Annotated in this window: 26 protein-coding genes; 13 read left to right on the plus strand and 13 right to left on the minus strand. The window is 48.3% G+C overall.

Annotated features, from left to right (window positions below; all coding sequences use genetic code 11):
• Positions 1-130 precede the first annotated feature (130 nt).
• Positions 131-1,288, minus strand: coding sequence for a hypothetical protein (locus GSO_RS07050; protein ID WP_010490539.1), 1,158 nt, complete (start codon positions 1,286-1,288; stop codon positions 131-133).
• A 919-nt stretch (positions 1,289-2,207) separates the two neighbouring features.
• Between GSO_RS07050 and GSO_RS07065 the strand changes: the two genes are divergently transcribed.
• The gene (locus GSO_RS07065; protein WP_010490541.1) at positions 2,208-3,818 is read left to right on the plus strand and encodes a peptide ABC transporter substrate-binding protein; all 1,611 of its coding nucleotides are present in this window, start codon (positions 2,208-2,210) and stop codon (positions 3,816-3,818) included.
• A gap of 24 nt (positions 3,819-3,842) precedes the next feature.
• Complete coding sequence (locus GSO_RS07070) at positions 3,843-5,177, plus strand: M20 family metallopeptidase (protein WP_010490543.1); 1,335 nt, start codon at positions 3,843-3,845, stop codon at positions 5,175-5,177.
• Between the two features lie 178 nt (positions 5,178-5,355).
• Here the strand turns inward: GSO_RS07070 and GSO_RS07080 are convergent, their stop codons facing one another.
• From GSO_RS07080 to GSO_RS07120, 9 genes are all read right to left on the minus strand, one after another.
• Positions 5,356-6,195 carry a hypothetical protein gene (locus tag GSO_RS07080; RefSeq protein ID WP_010490545.1) on the minus strand — a complete coding sequence of 280 codons (840 nt, stop codon included), beginning with the start codon at positions 6,193-6,195 and terminating at the stop codon, positions 5,356-5,358.
• A gap of 356 nt (positions 6,196-6,551) precedes the next feature.
• A complete protein-coding gene (hxlB, locus tag GSO_RS07085; protein ID WP_010490547.1) occupies positions 6,552-7,094 on the minus strand; it encodes a 6-phospho-3-hexuloisomerase in 543 nt (180 codons plus the stop codon).
• Positions 7,091-7,717: an orotidine 5'-phosphate decarboxylase / HUMPS family protein gene (locus GSO_RS07090; protein ID WP_010490548.1), complete on the minus strand. Its 627-nt coding sequence runs from the start codon at positions 7,715-7,717 to the stop codon at positions 7,091-7,093. The genes hxlB and GSO_RS07090 overlap by 4 nt, the downstream gene beginning before the upstream one ends.
• Positions 7,714-8,691, minus strand: a complete 978-nt coding sequence (locus GSO_RS07095; RefSeq protein ID WP_010490549.1) for a sugar kinase — start codon at positions 8,689-8,691, stop codon at positions 7,714-7,716. The genes GSO_RS07090 and GSO_RS07095 overlap by 4 nt, the downstream gene beginning before the upstream one ends.
• Positions 8,692-8,841: 150 nt before the next feature.
• Positions 8,842-10,119: a hypothetical protein gene (locus tag GSO_RS07100; RefSeq protein WP_010490550.1), complete on the minus strand. Its 1,278-nt coding sequence runs from the start codon at positions 10,117-10,119 to the stop codon at positions 8,842-8,844.
• 13 nt (positions 10,120-10,132) lie between these two features.
• Positions 10,133-10,384: a hypothetical protein gene (locus GSO_RS07105; protein ID WP_010490551.1), complete on the minus strand. Its 252-nt coding sequence runs from the start codon at positions 10,382-10,384 to the stop codon at positions 10,133-10,135.
• Positions 10,381-11,142: a sugar phosphate isomerase/epimerase family protein gene (locus tag GSO_RS07110; RefSeq protein ID WP_010490552.1), complete on the minus strand. Its 762-nt coding sequence runs from the start codon at positions 11,140-11,142 to the stop codon at positions 10,381-10,383. Before GSO_RS07110 ends, GSO_RS07105 begins: the two co-directional genes overlap by 4 nt.
• Before the next feature lie 445 nt (positions 11,143-11,587).
• On the minus strand, positions 11,588-12,571 hold the full coding sequence (locus GSO_RS07115; RefSeq protein WP_010490553.1) for a LacI family DNA-binding transcriptional regulator: 984 nt from the start codon (positions 12,569-12,571) through the stop codon (positions 11,588-11,590).
• Positions 12,572-12,606: 35 nt separating this feature from the next.
• The gene (locus GSO_RS07120; protein ID WP_010490554.1) at positions 12,607-13,707 is read right to left on the minus strand and encodes an SLC13 family permease; all 1,101 of its coding nucleotides are present in this window, start codon (positions 13,705-13,707) and stop codon (positions 12,607-12,609) included.
• A gap of 146 nt (positions 13,708-13,853) precedes the next feature.
• On the opposite strand from GSO_RS07120, the gene rlmH reads away from it, so the two are divergent.
• From rlmH to GSO_RS07135, 3 genes are all read left to right on the plus strand, one after another.
• Positions 13,854-14,333, plus strand: a complete 480-nt coding sequence (gene rlmH / locus GSO_RS07125; protein WP_010490555.1) for a 23S rRNA (pseudouridine(1915)-N(3))-methyltransferase RlmH — start codon at positions 13,854-13,856, stop codon at positions 14,331-14,333.
• A 163-nt stretch (positions 14,334-14,496) separates the two neighbouring features.
• Positions 14,497-15,774 carry a Fic family protein gene (locus GSO_RS07130; RefSeq protein ID WP_010490556.1) on the plus strand — a complete coding sequence of 426 codons (1,278 nt, stop codon included), beginning with the start codon at positions 14,497-14,499 and terminating at the stop codon, positions 15,772-15,774.
• Positions 15,775-16,029: 255 nt separating this feature from the next.
• Entirely contained in the window at positions 16,030-16,476 is a 447-nt protein-coding gene (locus GSO_RS07135) for an ASCH domain-containing protein (RefSeq protein ID WP_010490558.1), read from the plus strand.
• Between the two features lie 82 nt (positions 16,477-16,558).
• Here GSO_RS07135 and GSO_RS07140 read toward each other — a convergent pair whose 3' ends face one another.
• The 3 genes from GSO_RS07140 to GSO_RS07155 all read right to left on the minus strand — a co-directional run bounded on the left by GSO_RS07140 (position 16,559) and on the right by GSO_RS07155 (position 18,804).
• A complete protein-coding gene (locus tag GSO_RS07140) occupies positions 16,559-17,368 on the minus strand; it encodes a sialate O-acetylesterase (RefSeq protein WP_010490560.1) in 810 nt (269 codons plus the stop codon).
• A 257-nt stretch (positions 17,369-17,625) separates the two neighbouring features.
• Positions 17,626-17,853 carry a DUF6290 family protein gene (locus GSO_RS07150; protein WP_010490563.1) on the minus strand — a complete coding sequence of 76 codons (228 nt, stop codon included), beginning with the start codon at positions 17,851-17,853 and terminating at the stop codon, positions 17,626-17,628.
• Positions 17,854-17,976: 123 nt separating this feature from the next.
• Positions 17,977-18,804, minus strand: coding sequence for a hypothetical protein (locus tag GSO_RS07155; protein WP_010490565.1), 828 nt, complete (start codon positions 18,802-18,804; stop codon positions 17,977-17,979).
• A gap of 196 nt (positions 18,805-19,000) precedes the next feature.
• Here GSO_RS07155 and GSO_RS07160 point away from each other — a divergent pair, with 196 nt between their 5' ends.
• From GSO_RS07160 to GSO_RS07205, 8 genes are all read left to right on the plus strand, one after another.
• Positions 19,001-19,672 carry a hypothetical protein gene (locus GSO_RS07160; RefSeq protein WP_010490567.1) on the plus strand — a complete coding sequence of 224 codons (672 nt, stop codon included), beginning with the start codon at positions 19,001-19,003 and terminating at the stop codon, positions 19,670-19,672.
• Between the two features lie 92 nt (positions 19,673-19,764).
• Positions 19,765-20,514 (plus strand): tyrosine-protein phosphatase, encoded by a 750-nt coding sequence (locus GSO_RS07165; protein WP_029345549.1) that lies wholly within the window; start codon positions 19,765-19,767, stop codon positions 20,512-20,514.
• Positions 20,515-20,570: 56 nt separating this feature from the next.
• A complete protein-coding gene (locus GSO_RS07170; RefSeq protein ID WP_010490571.1) occupies positions 20,571-21,080 on the plus strand; it encodes an HAD-IIIA family hydrolase in 510 nt (169 codons plus the stop codon).
• A gap of 23 nt (positions 21,081-21,103) precedes the next feature.
• Positions 21,104-21,601, plus strand: coding sequence for a GNAT family N-acetyltransferase (locus GSO_RS07175; protein WP_010490573.1), 498 nt, complete (start codon positions 21,104-21,106; stop codon positions 21,599-21,601).
• Positions 21,602-21,613: 12 nt separating this feature from the next.
• The gene (locus GSO_RS07180; RefSeq protein WP_010490575.1) at positions 21,614-22,342 is read left to right on the plus strand and encodes a GNAT family N-acetyltransferase; all 729 of its coding nucleotides are present in this window, start codon (positions 21,614-21,616) and stop codon (positions 22,340-22,342) included.
• 332 nt (positions 22,343-22,674) lie between these two features.
• Positions 22,675-23,427: a hypothetical protein gene (locus GSO_RS07190; protein ID WP_010490580.1), complete on the plus strand. Its 753-nt coding sequence runs from the start codon at positions 22,675-22,677 to the stop codon at positions 23,425-23,427.
• Positions 23,428-24,118: 691 nt separating this feature from the next.
• Positions 24,119-24,439, plus strand: a complete 321-nt coding sequence (locus GSO_RS07200; protein WP_010490584.1) for a DMT family transporter — start codon at positions 24,119-24,121, stop codon at positions 24,437-24,439.
• 57 nt (positions 24,440-24,496) lie between these two features.
• A complete protein-coding gene (locus tag GSO_RS07205) occupies positions 24,497-25,453 on the plus strand; it encodes an ADP-ribosylglycohydrolase family protein (protein WP_010490585.1) in 957 nt (318 codons plus the stop codon).
• Positions 25,454-25,560: the final 107 nt, after the last annotated feature.

The raw sequence follows: 25,560 nt of genomic DNA on the forward strand, positions 1-25,560 counted from the left end.
TACGTCGCTTATGGGAAAACTCGCGGAAGAACATGGCGGTTTGTCAGCGAAGATGTTGGCAGTGGATGATGCGCACAAAAAAACTGAAGTCCGCGTTTTGGGACTCCAGTTCGCTCAAAAGATATTAAGATTAATTGTTTTGGCTAGATGATTGGGCATTATCAGAACTTGTGGTTGGTGCAGAGCTGCTGGTGCTTGAGGAAGAACTTGTCTTACTGCTGCTGCCACTGTCACCATTTGGGCCCCATGTCCACTGATAAGAACCATCACTCATCGTTACGGATTTTACCGTCATATCATCAACAGACTTACCTTGAACTTTGATGGCTGCGACAGCGTCATCATAAGTCTTATACAGGCCACCACTGAGAACCGTTGTCATCGGTTCCAAGCTACTAGAAGCAGTCGGAGCAGATGATGGTTGCGGCTGATTGTCTGACTTGCTTGAGGAACTGCTACTTGTCGCCGCGGAGGAGGACTGATCGGTCTGGTTTGACTGACTGGCGCTGCTGGTCGGTGCCTGACTAGATGAGTTATCCTTCTTGCCGACGCCACTGGCCGGTTCCGAACTGGTGGTAGTTGCGTCTTGTTTTTGCGTGCTTTGACCACTTGATGTCGTGTTACCCATCGCAACATTTGAGTCGCTGCTTTCCTGTGACTTACGGGCAACTTGAACTAATGGCAAAACATTCTTGGCAAAGTCCTGGTTCTCGACATTTTCAACAGCGTTAACGGCTAAGTCGACACTGCTGCTGCTGAGATCAGACTTGGGGTGCTGCAGGTTTTGATCCTTGTAGAGTTTCTGAATCTGGGAAATTGCGAGCGACTTTCTGTAAAGTTGACTGACTGATTGCTGGTAATCAGCAGCAAATTCAGGCTTAGTCGACGCAATGGCCTTGTAAGCCTCATTGGCCTGCGAACCATCTTGGGCAATTTGCGCCAGATTGCTGCTCTGAGCCTTCGTGGTTTCTTCAATCGTCAGCATGTAACTGGCTGCATCAGCGTCTTGTTTATCTTTCAGAATCGTTTTCTTTTGCTTGCGATCATCAACATTGTTGGCCAGTTGCTTCAACTTTTCTTGAGTTGAAGTTACCGCGGCCCTAGACAAATGTTTAGCTGGAAAAGTTCGCTTTGCGGATGTGTATAGTTGATTGGTTTGTTGCGTTGCCGCTTGAACCGCGTGTTGCGCAAATGAGGTATCGATCGTGCTCCGCATCCCGTAGAAAACGGTCAGGTACCCAGCGATCAAGGTGCCGACCAGGATTTGGAAAATATGTTTCTGTTTCATTGATGCCACCTCCAATAACCTAATGGTACGGGCTGGACTTAACAGGACCATTGCAAACAGGTCACGAATTGAATCTTTTTTGTTACACATTAATATATTCGTAATATAAGGGGTTTACTAAATGAATGCAACCCCTGCCAAACCGAAAAGACGCCGCGGTGACGATAACAGCAACAATGAGCGCCGATTAAGATTATTTTTGCCTGTTTGGTTATTTAAAGACGAGATGCTTGACAAATAACCGAGCAGTCGGTTAACGTTGGTGTCAATCAAATAAACCGTTCATGCAAACCTTTGAAGTGGAGATCAAGCTGATGGTGCACGCACAGAGAGCCGGCGATGCTGAGAGTCCGGCCGAACGCAAGTCAGTAAATGGACCACTGAGGGTTCCCCCGAAAGATCATCGAGTACGGGGAAACGTGTTGGCATACGTCAGTTGTCGCCGGGGTGTTGGCCCCGGGCTAAGCGTGATCATCAACTGCCAAGGGCAAAAACCCTAGGCGCAGTCTCATGATCAAACTAAGGTGGCACCGCGGGAAACCGTCCTTAACAAGAATGTTTGTTATGGACGGTTTTTTTGTTGTGAGCGCGAGCCAGCCCGGTTAGAAACCGGAGTGTAAGTGGCCTTGGGCGTGATGGCCCGGGCTTGGCCATTGCGACCAAGGTTCTTACACGCAGGTTTCTGGGCTGGCGAGCGCGTTATGGAACGCTGAGCGTGAACTGGCGCGCTTAGGAGCCGGAGTGTAAGTAGCCTTGGTCGCAATGGCCCGGGCTTAGGCCATTGCGACCAAGGTCCTTACACGCAGGCTCCTGCGCCAGTGAACGCGTTATGGAGTGCAACAGCATCGGCCAAATTTCCCTTTCTCCAACTCCAACGCCAAGCCCTCCAACCAAAAATACTCTCACGAGGTGGCACAAAATGAAAAAGTATAACTCCCTGGGACTAACCTGCATCACCCTAACCCTACTTCTAGCCGCATGCGGCCAATCAACCAAAGCGGCGACCAACCAACGTACCCTAAACGTTGCCGTCAGCACCGAGGCCAGCTCCCTTGATCCGGCCCATGCAGTCGATGCAACCAGCGGCGCCATTCTGCAGCAAATCATGACGCCATTGTATGACCATGACAAATCCGGCAAAATCATTCCGGCCATGGCCACTAAGGTCGTGAAGCCAACTAACAATGGTAAAACTTACACCCTCACGTTGCGCAAAGATGTCAAATGGAGTGATGGCACCCCGGTAACGGCCAAGGATTTTGTCTATTCACTCAAGCGGATTGTGGACCCAAAAACCAAAACCGAATTCGCCTACCAATATGATGCCATTGCCAATTATCAGGACATCGTCGACGGTAAAAAGTCGCCCGATACCCTTGGCGTTTCCGCTCCAAGCAAATATGTCCTGAAAATCCAACTCAGTCAGCCGACCCCCTATTTTTCCAGTCAGATGACCGGTTATTACCCGACCAATGAAGCAGCGGTTAAACGCTATGGCAAGAAATTCGGTTCAAGCGCCGACAAAATTGTGACGAACGGCGCCTACAAAATCAAAAACTTCAGCACCACTAGTGATAGCTGGGACTATGTGAAAGATCCAAACTTCTACGCGGCTAAAACCGTCAAGATCAATCACGTTCACGTCAATGTTTTGAAAGATTCCAGTACAGTCGACAACCTTTTTGCGACTGGCAAGTTAGACGATGCGCCGCTATCTGGCAACTTGATTCAAAAAGAAGCGCAAAACCCAGCCTTGACGAAGACACCGGCCGCTAATATGAACTATCTGCAACTCAATACCAAGAATCCGCAGCTTAATAACGTCAACTTGCGCCGTGCCATTTCAGCCGCACTCGATCGGCAGGCGCTCACGAGTAAAGTTCTGCAGGATGGCTCCCAACCGGCCAAAGCATTTGTACCCAAGGGTCTCAAAACCAATCCAACCACCGGCAAAGACTTTACCGAAGATGCCAAGACGCCGCTGACATATTCGCCAACCAAGGCCAAAGCGTATCTCAAGACGGCATTGAAGGAGCTGAACACTGATAGTATCAGTTTCTCGATTCTCACTTCTGATGTCGATACAGATAAGCAGGTCGGTGAATACATTCAGAGCCAGCTAACCAAGGTATTGCCACAGCTGAAGGTCACGGTCAGCAGCCTGCCAAAAATGACGCGCATTCAGCGATCGCTTGATGGCAAGTTTGACGCGGTCTTGATGGGCTGGAACTCAACGATTCAGGATCCGTCAGATTATCTGAACACGGCGACGGCGGATAACATTTCGAACTTTTCGAAGTTTAGCGATGAGCAATTCACCGCGTTGATGAAAAAGGTCAACACCACCACGGGTCAAAGTGCCACCGCCCGCTATCAGCAAGAACTAGCCGCTAATGCCCGCGTGATTGACGTAGCTGGCTACATTCCGGTCTTCCAAAGTGCCAATAGTCGCCTGATCAACACCAAAGTCGGCGGTTTACATTACAGCATGTTGCAACCGGCCGAATATCGCTATGCGTATTTTAAATAAGGTAATAAGAAAGCAGGCTTGAAAATGAATCTTCCCATGCAAGCATTTTTATCTCAATATTTGCAGTTACGTTCGGTTTCGTTAGCGGCCGACAACCAAATTGCCGAAACAGCGGCCTTTTTAAAGGAACAATTTACTAAACTTGGCGCGACCACCAGTCGGATTTTAACCACCGACGCGGCGAATCCAGCGGTGTACGCGGTTTTCCCAGCTCAATCCGCGGATGCACCGACGTTACTTTTCTATAATCACTATGACGTTCAGCCGGCTGAACCCTTGGATTTATGGAAAAGTGATCCATTCAAATTAAAAATGACGGACACTCACCTGTATGCTCGCGGGATTAATGATGACAAAGGCGAGTTAGCTGCACGGCTGGCTGCGATTCAACGGTTACAGGCGCAAGGTGGCTTGCCGTGTACGATTAAGTTTCTTGTTGAAGGTGGGGAAGAACAAGGCAGTCCGCACTTGGAAGACTTGTTGAAGCAATATGCGGATTTGTTGGCGGCGGACTTTTGTTTGTGGGAATCCGGCGGGCGCAATGAGCAAGGCAAGTTTCAGATTTCGCTCGGCGTCAAAGGTGGCGTGGCGTTTCAGCTCAGTGTCAAGACGGCCGATTTTGATCTTCACTCCAGCTTAGGCGCGATCACCGAGAATCCGGCATGGCGCTTAGTGCAGGCGCTGGCGACCTTGAAGAATGCCAAAGACGAGATCACGATTCCGCATTTTCTCGATGCTGTGAAGCCTCTGACCACCACCCAAAAGCAACTCATCGACAGTGCGGTTTTTGATTACGCGGCTTTTGCGAAGAACTATGGCATCACGCGTTCGGCGACGGTGCCTGCAGACGAGATTAAAGAAGCGCTGTATAACCGACCGAGTATGACGATCAACGGTTTTTCAAGCGGGTATGAAGGCCCGGGGATCGGCAAAACGATTCTGCCGCATACCGCTCTGGCCAAGATCGATCTACGGTTGGTTCCGGACCAAACGCCAGCCGAGACTGTGCGCCTAATCAAAGCGGCATTAACAGCCGGCGGTTATGATGACGTCATTGTGTCAGACTTTCTCGGCGAGCCGCCTTTCCGAACCGATCCGGACGACCCGCGCGTGCAGGAGGCGGTGGCACTGGCCAAGGCGACTTATGGGGATGACGCGGTTCAAGTCGAATTGAACTCGCCAGGCAGCGGCCCCATGAAGTATTTTTATGACATCAATCACGCCCCGATCATCTCCTGTGGCATCGGCAATGCCAACTCAGCAGCGCACGGGCCCAATGAGAATGTGGCGATTGCGGATTACTTGAGTTTTATTGATTATCTGACGCAACTGGTGGGTGAGTTGGCGGTAAGAGCATGAAAGATGAACAGCTTGAGAAGTTTTGCAGGCAAACATTGAAACAAATTCAGGCCAGAACGTCGATATCGAAGCGAAGCTTCTGGCAACGTATGACGAAGATGATGTGAAATGATGTCGCAAAAGGCAAAACAAAGAGGCTGCGCATGATTGGCGTGCAGCCTCTTTGTTTTGGAACAGCTTAACCTTGCGAACTCGAAGAACTAGCAGAACTTGCCGACGATGAGTTGCTGGACTCCTGCTGGCTTTGATCAGATTCATTGCTGGTACTTGAACCGGAAGATGTCGACTGACTGTTCGTGGCAGATGACTCGGAGCCACTTACTGAGGAACTTGGTACCGTCGAGGACGATACACTTGCTTCAGCGCTGGAAGTGTCATCCGAAGCCGCTTGCTGCGCGGTGGCGATTGCCGGCAGCATTTGGTCGGCCAGTTGTTGGTTATCAATATGTTTGAGCGCTGCCAAGGCGGCTTGAATCTCACTGGTACTCAGGCCGGATTTGGGTTCTTTAAAATCAGCGTCAGTAAATAAGCTGGCAACTTTAGCCACGGCCGCCTCTTGATCGGATAGCCGCGCAACCTGTTTTTGATAAGTCTGAACGAACGTCGGCTTTTGTTTGGCCAGTTTGGCTAATGCTTGCTGCGATTCGCTTGTTAACGTCTTCAACTCAGTCAATTTGGTTGGTTTTTGTGCCACCGCGTTTTTGACAGTTAGCATTTGCTTAGCGGCGTCTAAGTCTGCCTGGGCGCTGGCGAGCTGGTTAGCCTGCTCTGGCTCGGTGAGTTTGCGCCGTGCTGCTTGTAAACTGGCTTCGGCGGCAGCAATTTTTTCCTGACTAAGTTGCGTGGCCGGCAGTTGATGCGACGAATCCTTGAACAAGGTATCAACTTGATTGGTAGCCGCTTGAACGGCGTGTGCTGATTGGGTGTCGGTCCAGGTGCTGTGCGCGCCATAAAAAAGCGTGAAACAACCTGCGACTAGCGTGACGACGATGATCGAAAACAACGTCCTGCGCTTCATAAATAAATTCCTCCTGAACGTGAGCCGACTTCTGTGCCGGGGATCGCGTTAATGTGCGTGATAATAAAAAAAGTTCAACTGAAAATCGCTGCGTCCAAGACACATGACCATGAAACCCAAGTATCATTGAACAACAGCTGTCCAGTTACAAAAGTTTTGTTTAAAAATACGTAATCTCTTTAGCAAAGCTTAATTCTAGCACGTTCCGGAAGAAAAGCAATGAAAACGGATACATAATTGTAGCGGCGGGATTCGCACACCCAAAAGAGCCCTCAAATTGCCAAATAAATCGCGCAATTTAAGGGCACTTTTCGAAATCTAGGAAAAACAAAGCTTCATTTCAGAACGATCATGATTTATTCGACATTGACGTGTTCATGCAAAGCATCAGCGTTACTGGTGTCATCACGTTTAGCTAATTTCAACGTCAGGGCATCCAAGGTGATGTGGACGGTCTGGTCGAACAAAGTCGATAAGAGCTGGATTGATTTAACGCCGGCGCCGGTTTTGGTTGCACCGGGAACGATCACGACCGCATCGGCGAGTTTGGCCAGTGGCGAGTCAACGGCACTGGTGAAGGCCACGATGTTGAGGCCGAGTTTCTTGGCTGCCTCTGTATCGGCGATGATGCTTTTTGTGGTGCCTGAGCCGGAAACTGCCACCCAGGTATCGCCTTTTTGAATGGATGGGGTAATGGTTTCGCCCATCACATAGTCGGTGTAGCCAATGTGCATGAGGCGCATAGCGAAGCCTTTTGCCTGAAAACCGCTGCGGCCGGCACCGATGACGAAAATGCGTTTGTCCTTGGCCAGGTATGGCATGGCTGCGTCTAATTGACTTTCATCGACAAGTGCCATGACTTGGCTTATTTCTGCCATAATATCCGGAATGACTTTCATGCGTTTATTGCCTCCATAAATTGTTGTGCCGTTGCGACTGGATCGGCTGCCTTGGTGATGGCGCTGCCGATGATGACGATTTCGGTTAATCCTTGTGCAGCCAACGCTGTTGCCCCGGCTAAATCAATCCCGCCGGCAATCGCCAGTCGCTTGAGTTGCGGAAAGGCGGCGTGAAAATCGGCCACCGTTGCGGTCGGGTCCAGGTGATCTTGGCGGTCAGTGCTATGGTGCAGCGCATAAATCGCATTTGGGAAAATACTGATGACTTGCTGCTTGGCCGCATCAACCTCCATCAAGTCGATCATCATTTCCTTTTTCGCCGCATCCGTCGCCGCTGCCGTTGTTTTCAGAGTTGCCAGTGACGCCGCACCCATCACGGTTAAAATGTCGGCCCCCGCCGCAAAGCCTTGTTTGAATTCATAGCCACCTTCGTCAATGGTCTTCAGGTCGATGAGTAACTGCGATGTGCGAATCGCCGCCCGCATTGCGCGAAAACCGGCCAAGCCCTCATCCTTCACCAAGCTGGTACCCATTTCGATAATCGCTACTTTGCCATCTAATTGTTGCGCTAATGCAACCGCATCGGCTAATGGTACCCGATCAATTGCCACCTGTAATTTCATTCAAAATCGTCTCCCATCACAGCCAGATTTTTGTCCAAAAAGGCTTGCAGTTGGTCTGGCGTCGGATAACCGTCATTATCGCCAGGCGCCTGAACCGCAAAAGCGCCAATTGCGTTTGCGCGGACGACCGCGTCACGTTGGGACTTGCCTTCCATCAAGGCGGTAATCAATCCCAAGGCAAAACCATCACCGGCGCCAACCGTATCAACGACCTGCGCCACTTTAAAGCCTTTCACCCAATAACCGGCTTCACCTTTATTTTTAACATATGCACCTTTAGGACCGACTTTGACGACCACCGTTTGCGTGCGTTCGCTTTGATTGAGGTAAAAATCGGCAATCGTTTCCGGATCGCGCGAGCCCACCAAAAGTTCCCCTTCGTTGTCGCCAGGCAAAATAATCTCGGCTTCTTTTGCCAGCTCATTGAGTGTTGCCGCCATTTTTTGCGGGCTGGACCACAACTGCGGGCGCAAGTTCGGGTCGAAGGTCGTCCGGATATTGTGTTCATGCAGCAGGTCAATTAAGTGACGAAAAGCAGCCAGTGCCTGTTCCGAAATCGCCGGGAAAATGCCGGAAAGATGGGCAAATTTCACCTCCGAAAAGTCAATGCGATCGAGCGTTTTGGCATCGAAGTGGGCAGCGGCAGAACCCCGCCGGAAATAGAAAATATCCGGATCGCCGGTTGAAACCTTATTTTTAAGCTGGAACGCGGTCCAATAATCAGGCGTACTATCAATATAATCGGTTTGGACATGATTTTCACGCAACTGGTCCTTGATGAAATCGCCAAATGGGTCTTCGCCTAGCCGCGTGATATATTGCGCCGAGTGACCTAAACGCGAAACTCCGACAGCCACATTGACCTCGGCTCCGGCCAGATACTTCCGGAAGTTCAAAGCATCCTTGAGTGTTTGATCCGTATCCTGTGAAGCAAAAAGCGCAATTGGTTCTCCGATGGTAAGAAATTCTGACATGGTATGTTCCCCCTCTTTAAGTGAGCGTGAGCCAGCGCGGTTAGAAGCCGGAGTGTAAGCGGCCTTGGGCGTGATGGCCCGGGCTTAGGCCATTGCGACCAAGGGTCCTTACACGCAGGCTTCTGCGCTGGCGAGCGCGTTATCGAGCCATTACAACAACACATAAGCCGCCAACAAATTCAAAATTGTAGCGATCCAAGCCCAAGGCAGTCCGGTTAACAGAAACGTTTTGGTATCAAGCTTGGCATATTCAACCGACCAGAGATTCCAGGACTGGGTGATGTCGGCTGATACCGCCATCATGGTCGGGACAACGAGCAGCCCGTATAAGAAGTAAGGCGGGAATAAGCCGGTGGCGGTAAAAATCGCTGCAGTTGCCGCGCCTGCTCCGTAAAGCATCAACGGACCGCGGAAGTAGGACAGTGGTGCGATGACCATCATGATGAACACCATCAACAAGCGGCTGTCAGGGATGATGTGTTTGAAAATCGTGGTGAACTGGCCCATGGTGTGGACAGCCGCGCTTTGAAACATGGTCAAGACCAGTAACATGATCAGCAAACCAGCGATATCACCAATAGCCGTTTTGGTCGTCGTGTTCATCATCTGGACAAAATGCACGTAAGACTTCATATTGCCGGTCATCGCAAACGCCAGGATCGTTGCCAGCAACAACGCCGGAATCGCATCCCATTTGAAGAAAATGCTCATGGCCACGGGCAACACCGGCAACAGATACGTGATTGGATTCACGTCAGGCGGCACGCTTGTTTCCGGCGTCTCTGACTCAACGACGAAAGGCTTGCCGTTCCTGATTTTCCGGGCATAGAAAAGGATCATAGCGATGACGACCAGCATCTGAATAGCCATGGCGACAAAGCCGAACCGCAGATAATGATCACCCCAGGCAACGCCTTTGAAGAAAACGGTGAATTGGTTAAACAAAACCGGATTAATATACATGGCGGCGCCGATCGACAACGTGAAAATCGAGACTGCAATATTTTTTGGGACACCCATTGAAAACATAATCGGGAAAAGAATGACCCCGACCGCAATCGCCGAACCCACGCCATAAGCACTTGAGAAAATCAAGGCGGTGATAATGGCAATTAAAATGGTGGCAATCACGGGTGCCTTGCTGCCGACGCTTTGGGTGCGGCGGCTGATCGACCCGGCAATACCGGTGTCCACCAGCACGCGGCCAAACCAGGAACCGAGAATGATATACAAAGCGGTTTTGCCGTAATTCAGCACGGGATCGGTGAAAATTTCTTTAATCGCGACGTTGAGCGGTATCAGTCCGATGATGGTCCACACAATCGCCATGACGAAGAACCCGACCGTTAAGTTGCCACCGCGCATCGCAAACGTAATGAATAAAACGAAAGTCAAAACAAGTAAAATACCGGTTATTAGACTCCCCATGTGATGCGCCCCCTCAATACTTGTTCAACTCGCTTAAAATGCGTTGGTAACTAGAACGGATGCCGCTTTGATCAGGATCCTCAAAGAACTTATTCTCAGTCGAGTTAAACCGCTCAGCGAGATAAAATGCCGACAAATACGCAGCTAAAGCTTCTTTACTGGCTGCTTCAATATCCACTTTTTCCGGTGATACCTGGATATTTAATGACTTGATGAAATTCAAGGCGAATTGTTCCGGATCAATTTGCAAACGTTGATTATTCATGTGCGCGACCCCCTAACTTGCTCATCTTGTAAAAGTTTTTTGCCTGCCAAAATGACATCATGATGTGCGGTCGGATATTCCAAGGCGATAGGCACTGTATCTGGCAAGATCGCCAAAATATCACGCCACGGCAGATCGCCTTGATCTAACGGAACGGTGACTGGCTTTTCGCCACCGGTCAGGTCGTCTTTCACGTGGATGTACCGCGTATACTGACGCAAAGCAGTCGCAGCTTTCAGCGGATCTTCGCCAACGAACGGCCAGTTGCCTAAATCGTAAACATAGCCGATCGGAATATTCGCCGCCGTGACGGCCTGAAGAAATGTCAAAACCGGCTGCAGGCGACCGCTTGTGGTGGTTTGATCATTTTCGATATTGATTTCGATGCCTTGCTGCGTGAGCGGAAGCAAGGCGCTGGCCAGATCACCGGAGAACTCGGCAAAATCGCCGATATTCCACTTGATCTTGGTCATGCCCATGGCTTTTGCTTCATCCAAGTAACCTTGAAGCTTTGGATTAACCTGACCCTCAGCAACGAAAATTTCGTCTGGAACACTGTAGAAAAGCGTCAGCGAGTGATTCTTGGCAAGTTCGGTCACTTGTGGCAGTTCCCGGGAAATATCGCGAAAATATTCCCGCCTGACTTCAATGGTCGAAAAGCCCAAGTTGACCAACTCTGACACAAGATCAGCCTGTGATTGGCCGGCCTGCCATTCAGAAGCGAGCAATAAAAGATTGGCAACGATTGGTGCTGGCATGTTAAATCCCTCCCTATTGTGTGAGCGTGAACCGGCGCGCATAGAAGTCGGAGTGTAAGCGGCCTTGGGTGTGATGGCCCGGGCTTAGGCCATTGCGAACAAGGTCCTTACACGCAGGCTTCTGCGCCGGCGAACGCGTTATGGTGAGCGTGAACCAGCGCGCTTAGAAGTGGGAGTGTAAGTGACCATTGCGTCCAAGGTCCTTACACGGAGACTTCTGCGCCTGCAAACGCGCTAATGAGTGACAACGATGTATTTTGGAAACCGGTTTCCTTAAAGAGTACATCGTCACTATACAAGCGCTTACAATCGTGGTCAAGTAAAACGCCCGTTTTGTTTTGATTAAAATGTGCGGTCGAGGTAGCACAGCCTAGGAACGCAAAAATCGCCCCTAGAGATTTCATTCATCTCTAGAAGCGATTTACTTTGGTGTCAATTTTCAGAATCAAAATGATGAGCGAATGCGCACTTCGGCGGGAATCTCCAGACGTTGAACCGCAACCGGTTCGCCGGCGATTTGTTGTGCCAGTAGTTGAGCTGCCGTTGTGCCGATGACATCGGGATGTTGTGAAACTGCGGAGATGCCCGGCGTGACCAACTCGGCCCAATCCCAGTCGTCATAGCCGCTGATGGCAATATCTTGAGGGATGCGCAGGCCTTTTGCATGCAGCCAGCGCAGCGTTGCCATTAACAACCGGCCGTTCGCGGCAAAAACCAGTGGATGTGTTTGGGGATGCGCTTCGAGCCAAGTGGCCAGAGGTGCGACACTATCGTTTTCGGTTTCCAATAATGTCACCGTGGTCGCCGTATTTTTAAACGTGTCCAAAAAGGCTTGGTAACGGGACTGGCGTGTGGAAATCTGGGCGATCGGATTGATAAGGATCAGGATATCCCGGTAATGACTTTTGTGGATGGCTTGTGCCAGTTTAGTGGTCGAGCGGTAGTCGTCGGCGGTGACAGTTGGCCAAGCGAGCGGCCGAGTTAATCGGTCAACCAGAACCATGGGCGTCTGACTGTCACGAATCAGATCATAATGATGGGCCACGGCACTCAGCGGCTGCATGATAATACCGTCAACATTCATACTCAGCAGCATTTCCAAAGCTTTTTCCTCGCGCTTCAAGTCATTGGCCGCGTCGTTGATCAGAATCTGATCCATCGACTGCTGCGTAACCTTGTTGATGCCGCTGATGAGTAAAGTCGAATAAATGTTGGAGATATCGGCCACCACCACACCGATCAAGTGGCTGCGGTGGGTTTTTAGCGAACTGGCTTGGCGGCTGGGGGTATAGTTGAGCTCCGCAATCACCGCAGCAATGTGTGCCTTGGTGGCGTCCGACATATGTTCAAAACGCCCATTCAAATAGCGGGAAATCGTAGCTTTGGACACGCCGGCCTTTTCAGCCACGTCTTTGATGGTGAGTTTCAAGGGGCTACCTCCGTTTAGTTTTGATTGTCTGGCGACTAGCGGACGGTTAACCAATAACCGGCGCACCCCAGAATAACCAGTGCGACGAGATTGAAAATGGTAAACCCGACAAAAAACCGGGCATGGGGCCGACTGCCGTAAATCAGATACTGTTTGAAGACCAGCAAGTTAGCCATCGACCCGACCAAAGTGCCCACGCCGCCAATGTTGGAACCGTAAAACAGGGCTTCAACATATCCGGTAAATCGAGCCAACAGAACGGTGGACGGAACGTTGGAAATAACCTGACTGGTCAGGACCCCGCTTAAGTAAACCGAATCTTCTGAATTTTCAAGGCTGGCAATAAAGTGGGTGACCCACGGAATTTGCCCGACGACGCTGACAATCACAAAAAAACCGGCGAAAGTCAAAACAACCGCATAGTCCACATCTTTCATGTCTTTTGGATCGAGCGCTACTGACAGCAGAATCGCTAATACCGCGCCGACCCAAGCAGGCACAATGCCAATGACTCCGGCGAAAACGACGCACGCAACGATGACGGCAAAAATCGTCGGCCGTATTTGGATGTGAATATGTTCGGTGGGCACGTTGGGTACCGGGACGTTGCGCAAAAATAAACTTAGCAGCACCAACACTAGGAAACTGCAAGCCAGCAACGGAATTGACCAGCTGAAAAATTCTTTTAGATTAATCTGGAATTGATGCATCAGGAAAATGTTGTGGGTGTTACCGAACGGGGTGAAGGCGCTACCAAAGTTGGCAGCCATCCCGATCAAGGTTACTGGGAGAATTTCCGGCAGCTGATATTTCTTGGCCACGCGCAGATATAACGGTACTAGCGTTAAAACCGTAACATCGTTGGAAAGAAACATACTGGCAAAAATGGCAAGAAAAATAAACCACCACGTTAACTGGCGCGTGTTGTTCGCCCGGGACGTTAACCGATATGCCCAGTAATCAAGAATATGTAGGTGTTCGAAGATTTGAATCACCGTCATCATGGCAAGAATGGACCATAATGTGGCAAAACTTATGTCGCTTATTTTAGGCCGGCCTATGAATAGACTTATGACGACCAACAAGCCGGTGATCTGCAGGACCCGATCTCTGATCAGACGCCGAATAACAATCATCAATTTACCTCATTTGAAAAAACTCAACCTGTACATTTTGCGCTAAAAACCGAACGATGACAATAGCTAAACCCAACAGAACGTCTGGTATACTTGAATTAAACTAAGATTGTGGCAAAAGCATGATGACGGGAGTAGCAAGCAGCGTGAATATTAAAATCATTGGTGTCGGTAAGTTGAAAGAAAAGTACTTTCGTGAAGGCATCGCGGAGTACTTAAAACGGATGGACAAGTTCGCCAAAGTCAAGATTGTCGAAGTGGCGGATGAAAAAGCACCGGAGAATCTTTCGGAAGCCGAAATGGCGGAGGTCAAGGACAAAGAAGGCAAACGCATTTTGGCCAAAATCAAGGACAAGGAATGGGTGATTGCCTTAGCAATTGAAGGTAAACAGCGGCCTTCCGAAGCTTTTGCCAAAGAAATTGCCGATCTTGGTACATATGGCCACTCGGATATTACCTTTGTGATCGGCGGCTCGCTTGGCTTGTCGCCGGCCGTCATGAAGCGCGCCAACGACACCTTGAGCTTCGGTAAATTGACTATGCCGCACCAGTTGATGCGCTTGGTGTTGATGGAGCAGATTTACCGCGCATTTATGATAAATATTGGTAGTCCGTATCATAAGTGAGGTAGTGCTAAAGGCAAGCATGCGTGGTTGCCGATAAGCGAAATCTTCAAGTTGGCAAAACAGCAATTAATCAGGTATGCTCAATCTTGAAAATATTTCTTCAAATTTTGGCCATTTCTAGCAGAAATATTTGCTTTGAAGCCATCTTCTCGGAGGATTAACAATGGCATACAAAACTTTGCGCGTTCTAAGCTATAGCCAAAGTATACCGAATATATCAGAAGAATATGAACGGCGTTTTAATGGAGAAAGTGCCGTTAAAACTAATTTATGGATGAGCCCCAATGAACGTGATCATAAGTCAATCGCATCGCATCAGATTTTTTGCGTCTTGACGCCGGATATATATAAAATGACGATCTCAATGATGCAACGTTCAGAAACCATTAAACGCCGGATTAGCGAGCTTTCTGACGTCGCCAGTGATCAGTTCTTTTTAGAGACGTTGGTCAACGAACTGATGAGTACAAATGAAATCGAAGGCGTTAGAAGCACACGCAAAGAACTTTATAGTGCGGTTATGAGTGCGCTGAAAAAAGAGAAAACGCCAATGCGCTTCCGTTCGCTTGCCAATATTTATCTCGGTATTCGGCGAAACCGTTCCATCAAGATTAATGACGTTACTCAAATTAGGACGGCCTGGGAATACGTCACGGCGGGAGAGATCAAAAAGTCCGATCTACCTGATGGCAAAGTTTTTCGTTCGAAAGAAGTTTATATCAATGACGCTGCTTCTGGTCAAGCAATTCACTGGTCATCGCCTGACGAAGAACAAGTTAGACAAGACATGGAAGCACTCATTCAATTCATGAACGATAACGAAACACCTTTTATCTTGAAAGCACTGATTTCACATTTTTTCTTTGAATACGTTCATCCTTTTTACGATGGCAATGGACGAACCGGTCGTTACCTGGCGTGTGCGTACCTCGGGAAGAAGCTTGATTATCTGACCGGCATTAGTTTTTCAAACAGTATCAGCAAAGCAAAGAAGAAATACTATAAGGCATTTGCGGAAGTCGAGCATCCTAAGAATTTTGGCGATGTCACTTTCTTTGTCGAAGCGCTTATGCATATCATTGAAACAGGCCAAAAAGACATCATCGCGGCGCTTAAACAAAGCCAAATTAAACTTGAGGACTGGTTTAAGCGAATTTTGGCAGCGGATTTTACGAACCATCAAAAAGCAATTTTGGCTTACTTGATTCAACCATACTTATTTGGATCAAGGGAGAATTCAACGATGGACGATAATGCCCTGAAAGAGCTTCTTTCAAGGCAAGGGTTTAACGGTCGCACCTATAGTCAAGTCAGCATTAAGAAAAGCATTGACCAGCTTGAGAAAGACGGCTGGATCGAACTGGTCAAACATCGTCCAAAGATTCATGCGGTGAGTCAACGTTTTATTGCATATATGACCGAGAACCATAAGTTGCAGTAACAACTTTATATGCGATTGAATGCGCACAGCTAGTTTGATTTTGGTATTGCGTGGATAAATGTTTTGGATTAAAGAATTTAAGATGATTGATCATCACTTCACAATTTTTAGGTTACTTGAAAATATTTCTCTTAATTTTGGCCATTTCTAAGAGAAATATTTTTTAAGGCGGCTGTTTCTTCAAATCTTCGAGATATATTGGCCAAAATCGGCAGGTATTCGTCCGATTGAACCATCTAAACAAGGAGCAAAATAATGACACCAGAAACCTATTTCACCCAGGCAAAGCAGGCATTGGGTCTGCCGGGATCCACACCTTTACAAAGTGCCTATCAATTTGGCGCTGAGGCAGATACATTGGCAGCACTTGTGCTTGCTGGCAAAAAGACGGCAACAGCAAGTGCACGAGATCTATATGCTGTCGATGAACCGTTGCCACAAGCGGGCGCGTATGATGTGATCTTAAATGCATCCAACGAACCTGTTTGCGTGACCTACACGGATGCTGTTGAAGTCCAGCCATTTTTAGCGGTGACGGCCGACCATGCGTTTCGTGAAGGTGAGGGAGATCGCAGTTTAGCCTATTGGCGACAGGTTCACGAAGCATTTTTTAAAGCCGAGTATGCGGAAGCAGGTAAACCCTTTGACCCAGCGACAGCGCGGATCGTTCTCGAATCGTTTCATGTTGTGTATCCGGTTTGACGATTGGTACGCAACAACATTTTGACATCATCAAAAAAGTCTCCGGTATGGGAGGCTTTTTCTGTAAGTAAATATTCGTAAGTCAATAAATCTTAACCGCGGGCAGATCTAACTTTTTGCCTTCGATAATCTTCTGATCAATCAAGCAGTTGAAGACTTGGTTACCAAAGAACTCGGCGCTTTTGGCGTCAAAATGATAAGCGTCCAGCAAGGTGCCATTTTGCATGTCGATCATGTGGATGTTGGGGTCTTCCGAAGCCAGTTGAATCATGCTCTTCTCGACTTGCGGGTCGTACTGCTCGGAGTGATGGCTGACGGTGCCGCAGATGATCGGTAAGGTAGCGTTGTCGACTAACTGGCGGCAGTAGGTGAAGACGGCCTTGAGATTGTCGTAGTAATGATCGGCGGCAGCTTGTGAATAGGATCCGCGGTCGGCTTCGCCTTGATGCCACAGCATGGCTTTGATGTCGAGGTGTTGCCGACTCGCCGCAAGACACTGCTTGATGAGGTGGGTGAAGGCCAGCAGCAAGGAGTCATCAGGCGAAGCGAGTTCGTCAAAATGCGTGGTCCAGTGGCGATCACCGTCACCGGTTGGGTCGATCGATGTCCCGCCTTCGGAACATTTGATGACGTACAGACCTTGATAAGGCGTCCGTTGCAAAATGTTGTGGTAGGTCACTAAGTCGAAGCCCCAGCGCTCCTGAGATAGTTCGCTGGTTTTCAAACTGGGCTGAAAGACGCCTTTATCGTGATCAGGGGTGTAGTTGCTGCAATAGTGGCAATCCGCCAGCGGCAGCTGAATGTCGGCAGGCAGTTCCGCCACGGGCACCCGTCCATCCATGTTGGACTGGCCAGCAGAGATAAGGGTGATCGGCGCTAGATCTTTTTCCAAAATAATCGCTCCATTCTTAAAAGTTGAATGTGGTCGAGTCGTTGCATACATACAGCAGTTTTTACTGCCGCCGCGTTGTTTTGGCCCGAGACAACAAAGAGCACTTGTATGGATTCGGTTTTAGAGCGAACAAAATCCATGCAAGTACTCCCGCGATTAAAGTACAACAAAAGGAACTGTATAGCAAATCGTTGAGCATCCACAAGGGAACAGTGGCGCACAACTAAACCGATGGGTTGTATTCAGCGCCGATGTCCTTAACTTAACCCGAGACGCTTACGGATTTCGGTACGGTAAACAGTCTTACCGTGACTCGCATTTAGGTTAGCCATTGCGGCAGCGTAATCCTCTTCGTCTGCCACGCGTTTAAGAACAGCATCTCGCATATACTGAGTGACCGAGACGCCATGGGAATCAGCCAATTCTTTGACTTTTTTGTACTGATCGTCTTTAAATTGCAAGGAGATTACGGTTGTGTCGGTCATTCTGATCACCTTTCCTTATTTATAAAAACATTATACCTGTAGGCATTCATTAAAGTGTGGCACAGACCGATCTTCGGTGCATGGCGTCACGATATTAAAACAAAGAAGCGACAGCAGAGCGAATCATTTACTGCTATGCGCTTCGTCAAGTAGCATAGTAATGTCGGTCAGCCAATTGCTGAACTCAACCAACAAATGAACCGCGTGTGCATGAATAATCGCATTGGGAAGGATTGCCGGGAACTCAACTTGGAGTCTGGCATGAAGTCGGTCACCTTCATCTGTCATCTGATGACGAACGCCTCCGATTACAAAACCATCGTCCAATTGACCGGAACCCGCCGTTTGGTATTTGAAGTTCGGGTCATACTTCGTCACTAACCCTTCTTCATTACCATATAATAGTGTGAATTTATTGGCGATTCGTGTGCCACCGGTCATTTCAACCACGGTCTGGTCAGTGTCTGAACCAGAACTATAAAAGTGATTAGGATTGGCCTTGAAATTATAGAACTGATTTTCCGGTGAGTTGATGGTCATCATTTTAGAAAAAGTGGCCATCGCTTCTTTTGCATGAACAGCACTGTGGTCGATATAAATATCAGCCACAGATACTTTTCTTCTCCCGAATGAAGCCCGCACACCAAACTTAGAACCCGCATTAGCCAATCTTGTTTGGCGGTGAAGCGCATCCTTTAGTGTGTCCTGGCCCAATCTGATTTTTTCGGCAACAACGGCTGCCTTAATCTCGACAAACGGCATGTCATTAGTGATTTTGAGCTTGCTTGCAAAAAGTTTACCTAGTAGCTTAGCGGTTTTTTTATATTCTTTGAGTTGCCAATTTTGAAGATCCTGTTTTGAAAATGGCTGACCATTTATTTCAAAGATGTATGGAAGATCCAAAAAGACTGATTCTGCTGCGGTGACGCGCTTAAAGATTTCGTTATTCATCGATTTTCTCTCCTTGATAGGACTTTAACACAAAAATTTTGAATCGCCATTTTCGGTGTCTGTGGACGAGTGCTAATCTTGTGCCAATAGACACCAATTTTTTTGGTGGTAGCAAGTAAAATGCGGTATAACACGCGCTTCATTGTGTTAAATTAGTAGCAAACCCTGATATTGAAGGCGGATCGAGGTGAATCGGATGAATGAAAAACGCGAATTGCAAGTCAAAGCGGCCATTGCTGGCGCTTTAGACGCCGAAGACTGTATCATCAGCTTCTATTGTGCGCGGAAAAGTCAGTCAATCTATGTGATTCTTGGTCGTCCTATGAGCCAATATCTGGCCATCCGAATCAGTAACCACCGGGCTTTCAGCGGGTTTCAAAAAGTGCCGACATTTTTCTTGCGTTCACAGGAACAGCTGACAGAAGAACTGACTGAATTTTTAAAAACGGCGAATTGGCTAACGTTTGATTATCAGGATTTCTTTGTGCTGTCACTGATTAAATACGGGCACCATCATGGGACAACGTTTCAAATTGATGATAGTTATGCGACCTTTTCCGAAGAATCGCAGGCTATGATTTTTTACCAGCTTATCCATTTGGGCAGGCGGCAGCAGGTGATGATGAATGCCTTGCCGGAGGATCTGAATCATGCGCTTGCCAAGCTTTATGCGTCGGATTTGATTGGCAGCTTTTCTAATCAGCAATCGCTGCTAGTTTATCTTTCTGAAGGCGGTCGGCGGCTTTTGGACTTACATGCCGGTCAGTATATAGCACAATTTATGGAAGATTATGAGCAAGTAAATTGGCGCAATTTGAATTTGCCAGCGGTTGGGTCATCGACTGAACAGCAACAGGATCAGGCGTGATGCCGGTCATCTTATTTTGAAAAAGGCGATCGCAATGCAGCAAGAAAGTCTGAGTCAAGGCAGCGACGTTTTTGGCACAAGGGGATGTTGACTTGGAAAAAATCACAAATTTCCGCGAACTTGGCGGTTATCGCAACAAGAACAAGCAGATGGTCAAAAAAGGGTTATTGTATCGTTCCGGACAGCTTTTTGAATTGGATGATGCTCAGAAACGTTATCTAACCGCGACGGTAGGCATCCAGCGCATCATTGACATGCGGAGCGCAGACGAACGCGCACAGTTCCCCGACACAACCCTGCCAGGTGCTGCGTACACGGTGTTGGATATTTTGAAAGACGCCACCACCAACGATGCCAGCTTGGGTCACATGATAACCGAACAAGGTGATGTGCGCGAAAATATGCTGGCGACTTATGAACAGCTGGCGATGAGCGACTCAGCGCAGGCGGGCTACCACGCGTTTATCCGCGACTTGCTGGCGGCACCGGAGCCCACTGTTTTTCACTGTTTTGCAGGAAAAGATCGCACCGGCGTCGGCGCCGCGATCATCCTGAAGTTGTTGGCGGTTCCCGATGAAACGATCATGGCGGATTATTTGTTGACCAATCAAGAGCGCAAGACCGTGAATCAGATGATTCTGGCCGATTTGAAAAAGCAAGGCGTTCCGGCCTCGCAACTGCAAACCATTGCGGTGGCGCTGAAGGTGGATGCTGCGTATCTGGAGCATTATTTTCAGGTGATTGATACAAAATTTGGCAGCTTTGATCAGTATTTGCGGCAGGGGTTGCAATTGACAGATGCGGATGTGGATACGTTCCAGGGGTTGTATTTGCAGGGTTAACAGGCCAATCTTTCGCTTCTTATTCGGTGTTTCTATTTGTGAAGGGGCGCTACTTAATGCCGATAAAAATTGTTTTCGTTGATCGTGATGGAACGATTGGCGGGGATGGACACTTCACGCCTATAGCCGAATTTTTGCCGTATGCCGGCAGTGTGGAAGGCATTCATGCGTTGCGTGCAGCGGGACTTCGGTTTTTTGCCTTGACCAATCAAACACGGATCGCAACCGGTGAGCTGGACGAGGCTGAATTGCGGCGCTCGCTCCTTGAACTGGGCTGTTCAGACGCTTTTATCTGCCCGCACGCTGAAAATGCTAACTGTGATTGCCGCAAACCGAAAACCGGACTCGTGACTCAGGCACACTTAAAGTATCATTTTTCTAATCAGGAAGCCGTAATTATCGGTGACAGTTATCGGGCTGATATGCAATGTGCCAATCGCGCCGGCATTTTGGGTATCCATGTTGCAACCGGTCGCGGAGCTGCGGCCCGAGCTGATGTTAGCGGTACATGGGTTGAATGTGCAGATTTAGCCGCTGCGGCAGATTGGATCTTACGACATAATTAACTGGAAAAAGAAGGTGACTAGGCATGGTGAGCATTGTTAAAGCAACGCCCAAGACCGATTTTACTGCCGTCAGCCGGGTTTATTACGACACTTGGCAGTCGGCTTATCGCCATCTGATTCCAGCGGGTTTTTTAAAACAGCTCACGCCAACATCGTGGCATCCTGAAAAACGGTGGCAAAACACGTTTTTGGCAATTGCTGGATCCGAGGAAATTGTCGGTGTTTGCAGCTTTGGTCGTGCGCGAACGGCAGATTATGCAGGCTGGGGTGAATTATATTCGTTGTATGTTTTACCGCAATTCCAGCGGCAGCACGTCGGCAGTCAGCTGATGGACCAGGCGTTAAAACGACTTAGCCAAACATATGAAAACAATTATGTGCGGGTGCTGAACAACAATCTTGCGGCTCAAAAGTTTTACCTGAAGTTTGGTTTTATGAAGACCAACACGGTGCTGGAAGATGTGACGAGGTTTGGCACTATTCGTGAATTGGTGATGATTCGGGAAGAACAGAATCATTAGTGAGGTCATAACATGTCATTAATCACCACCCAGTTAGGACTTGATTTTCAATTGTCGGCGGCAGAACTGGAAAGTTCACGGAACCTTTTTATGGCAAAACCGCCCCAGCCCGCGGCACGGTTTTGGGCACGCGATGAAGGCGACATTGTGATTCGGGATAATCGCTTGTTTGTGCGCGTGACAGATCCAGAAGCCTTAACAGCTTTGAAGCAGGCGTTTGGTGAAGAGGATGGCGCGTGGTTTTTGTCGATGGCTAATTTAACTAAATTGACAACAATTTTAGGCGGTTTTGGGCTAAAGGTGAGCAACATGGCTCCGTTTTTCGTGCCAAGTCAGCGGTTTGTGCCAAATCTCATCCCGGAGATGCTTCTGATTGAAGCTGATGAAATTCCCACTTATCGAGCAAATAAGGCAATCACAATGGCGTTCGGCTATGATCGCCTTTGCCCGGATCGATTGGGTGTTGCTTATCATGTTGATAGCGAATTAAAAGCTATAGCCGGAGTAAGCCAGAACGGGGATGCCTGCTGGGAGATCAGCGTCGAAATTCTTGATCCGCAATATCGACATCGCGGCATTGCCGTCCAATTGGTTAAACAGCTGACCGCTACTATTCAGAGGCGGCGGCCGGATATTTTGCCCGTCTATGGCACACAGTTTTCACATGTTCAGTCGATGAATGTCGCGATTCGAGCAGGATTTGTACTTGGATGGACAGAATTAATGATCGGGAAATGTTGATCTGGTGTTGGAACTATATGATGCGCAAGCGCCGGGAATGCCAGAGTTTATGTAGTGTCATTGAAAGGGAAAAATGACATGTCTGATCAGCCGATTTCACCTCAAGTTATGGCCAAGTTTAAACAGTACTGGCCGAGATTCGAAAACAGCAAGTTGTATCGGGATTCAGATTCAGCACTGGGGTTCGATGATAATGCACCAAGTGTCATCCAGGTATACCTTAGTGATATGGCTGAAATTTCTGGCTTAAAACCGGCTGAGTGGACCATCGGAGACATTCGTCGATCCCTGAGCGTTTTGCTAACGAGAAAACAGATGACTTTGACGAGATAATGACGCTACTAAATACTTTGCGGGTTATCGAAACTTTTTTGGATTGGCTGTCGGCAATTAATGCACTTCACTTACGGGAATTTGACATTTGGCAAGTGGTGAATCCTATCAAGACTGGTCTTACTGATCGTGCTGATGCTGCCCTTGGAATTGACGAACCTAATGTATCAGACGATGAACAGGATGCAGATGCTGCGTTCATAGAAGACGATATAGCCGATCAGTCGCAAGACGAAATTTATCAGCCTGATGAATCTTATCTCAACCAGGCACATGTGGACAAAATCGGTGATCAACAGTGGCAATTGGTAACGGCAGAGGAAGTTCATAATCAATTGCTGAAGTACATACGATTGGTGTGGGCAGACGAAGAGAGTCAAGACTTGCGTGGTGCTTATCCTCAATCAGCGGTTATTGATGCGGTGCTGACGATGGGTGATGCGCTCTATGCTCAACACTTGGAAACGATCCAAACATGGGAACCTGAGCACTTCTTGAGTTACATCACCGACACTATCGAGACGCAGCCTTTGGTCAAATCACAGGCGCTCATTGCTAGTTGGATGCATCTGCTTATGTATTTAATTTTCAATAAAAAGATCGAGAGAGAGCACGGGGATGAGTTACTGGCAATGTTTGCGCGGGGTGCGGAAATATTGTATAAGTCAGGTAAAACGACAGGCAGAACGATTTCATTGTCTGACTATAAACGGAGCAAGCGAAAAAATAAGAAACGTCGGAAGAAGCGCTAAGTAAACGAACGGCGCATCCCCACTACATGGAAATGCGCCCGTTTTGCACTTGTTCTGGTACTCATTGGTTTAGGGGGGAAGCTTTGCCTCCGATTTTCGCAGCTAACCATGCAATAAAAATGATACTGCCAAATCGAAAATAAGGAGTTAGCTGACCAAACCAGCTACTTACAACATAGGCGATTGGACTACAGATGATGATAACCAACAAAACTGTTAGCCAGTATTTTAAATTTATTCGAAGATGCCGAGCCATGGTCTTCCTCCAAATGCTTAATAGAAAAAGGTTTTGCTTTCGTTCATTCAAATATAATTTAACCATAACTAATTTACAATGGAAAAGTTAGGGATGATGTTTTAGAACGTGAAACTATGAATGATAGCACGTCTAATTTGACATCACCGTAAATATGTGAAAAGATACCTAACAACAGCAATTTAAATAACCAGTCACTACCGGGTGACAGTATCGCAACCGCATTAGGTCAATGCAGCGGTTGCGGATACTGTCACCTTTTTTGTGAGCGTGAGCCAGCCCGGTTAGAAACCGGAGTGTAAGTGGTCTCGGGCGTGATGGCCGAGCTTTGGCCATTGCGCCCGAGGTCCTTACACGCAGGTTTCTGGGCTGGCGAACGCGTTATGGCAACTGTGGTAGTTAACGACTGGCGTTTAATCACAGGAGGAAACAAACATGCAGTGGTTTTATTTAGTTTTAGCAGGCGGTTTTGAAGTCGTATGGGCAACATTTATGAAGTTGTCGCACGGTTTTTCCCGATTAGGTTTCACTTTAGCTACATTGGCAGGGATGATTTTAAGCTTTGGCTTTCTTGCGCTGGCGGTCAAGCATCTGCCGTTAAGTCTGGCATATCCGGTCTGGACCGGGATCGGTGCGGTTGGCTCGATCATTGTTGGTGTGGTTTTGTTTAAGGATCAGCTGCAGCCAGCAACTTGGCTTTTCATCGCATTGTTAGTGATCGGGATCGTCGGCATTAAAGTTACTAGTGGCGATTAATCACCAAATTAATCTTATGAAATGATAAACTTAAGTCACTAATGAGGAGGTGTGCGAATGTTACCGGATCGCATCATGCGAGTGCTTCAGGCAGCTGTTGTTGGCGATGCTTTTGGCGTGCCATATGAATTTAAGGAGCGTGAGTCTTATACCGTAGAAGCTGAGATGATCGGTGGCGGATTCTGGGAGCAAGCGGCTGGTACGTGGTCGGATGATACGGCTTTTACGCTTGCACTCATTGACAATCTGACTCAAGACGGCAGTTACGCGGATCTTATGGATAAGTTTGTGGCGTACATGGAGCGCGGCGCTTATACGCCAACCGGGCAGCTGTTTGATATTGGCAATACCTGTGCCAAAGCGATTCGCACTTATGTCATTGAGCAGGCTGAACCGACAACGTGTGGCGATCCCTCTGAATTTGCAAACGGCAATGGTGCCTTGATGCGATTGGCTCCCTTGGCGATTGCGTTATATGATGAGCCGGCGTTCAATCGGCGGGCTAAAAAGTATTGCGCATACACCCAACTGACGCATCGCCATCCACGAGCCGTGCTTGGCAGTATCATTTATCTGGAAACGTTGTGGCAGTTACTGCATGGCAAAACATTATCGCAAGCGCTAGCGGCAGTGAACCTGTCGTTTGAAGCGTTGCCGGCAGCGGAACAAGCAGAAATACCGGTCTATCACCGGTTGTTCGCGACCAACTTTAAAAAGCTGCCTGTGTCAGCGATTAAATCAAGCGGTTATGTCGTTGATACACTGGAGGCAGCAGTCTGGGTGGCGGCCAATGCTCGTGATTTGAAAAGTGGGATCATGAGCGCTGCTGCCTTAGGCCAGGATACGGATACAATTGCGACCATCGCGGCTTCATTAATGGTTGCCAGCGGACGCGATGTGATACCGCCGGATTGGTGGCAAGCTATTGTTAATCATGAACTTGCGGAGTCATGTATAACGCCTTTTGCGGAAAAGTTTGGTAATATGGCTGAGCCAATTGAAGGCAATAAATAAAGAAGGCTTTAAAATCCGATCTAATTTCGGATTTTAAAGCCTTCTTTTTCTTATTAAGTGGGTTAGCCTCAAACACGAGCTGGAACATTTTTAAAACATTTGCTTCA

The organism is Lacticaseibacillus zeae DSM 20178 = KCTC 3804 (genome assembly GCF_000260435.1).
In the GTDB taxonomy this organism is placed as follows: Bacteria; Bacillota; Bacilli; order Lactobacillales; family Lactobacillaceae; genus Lacticaseibacillus; species Lacticaseibacillus zeae.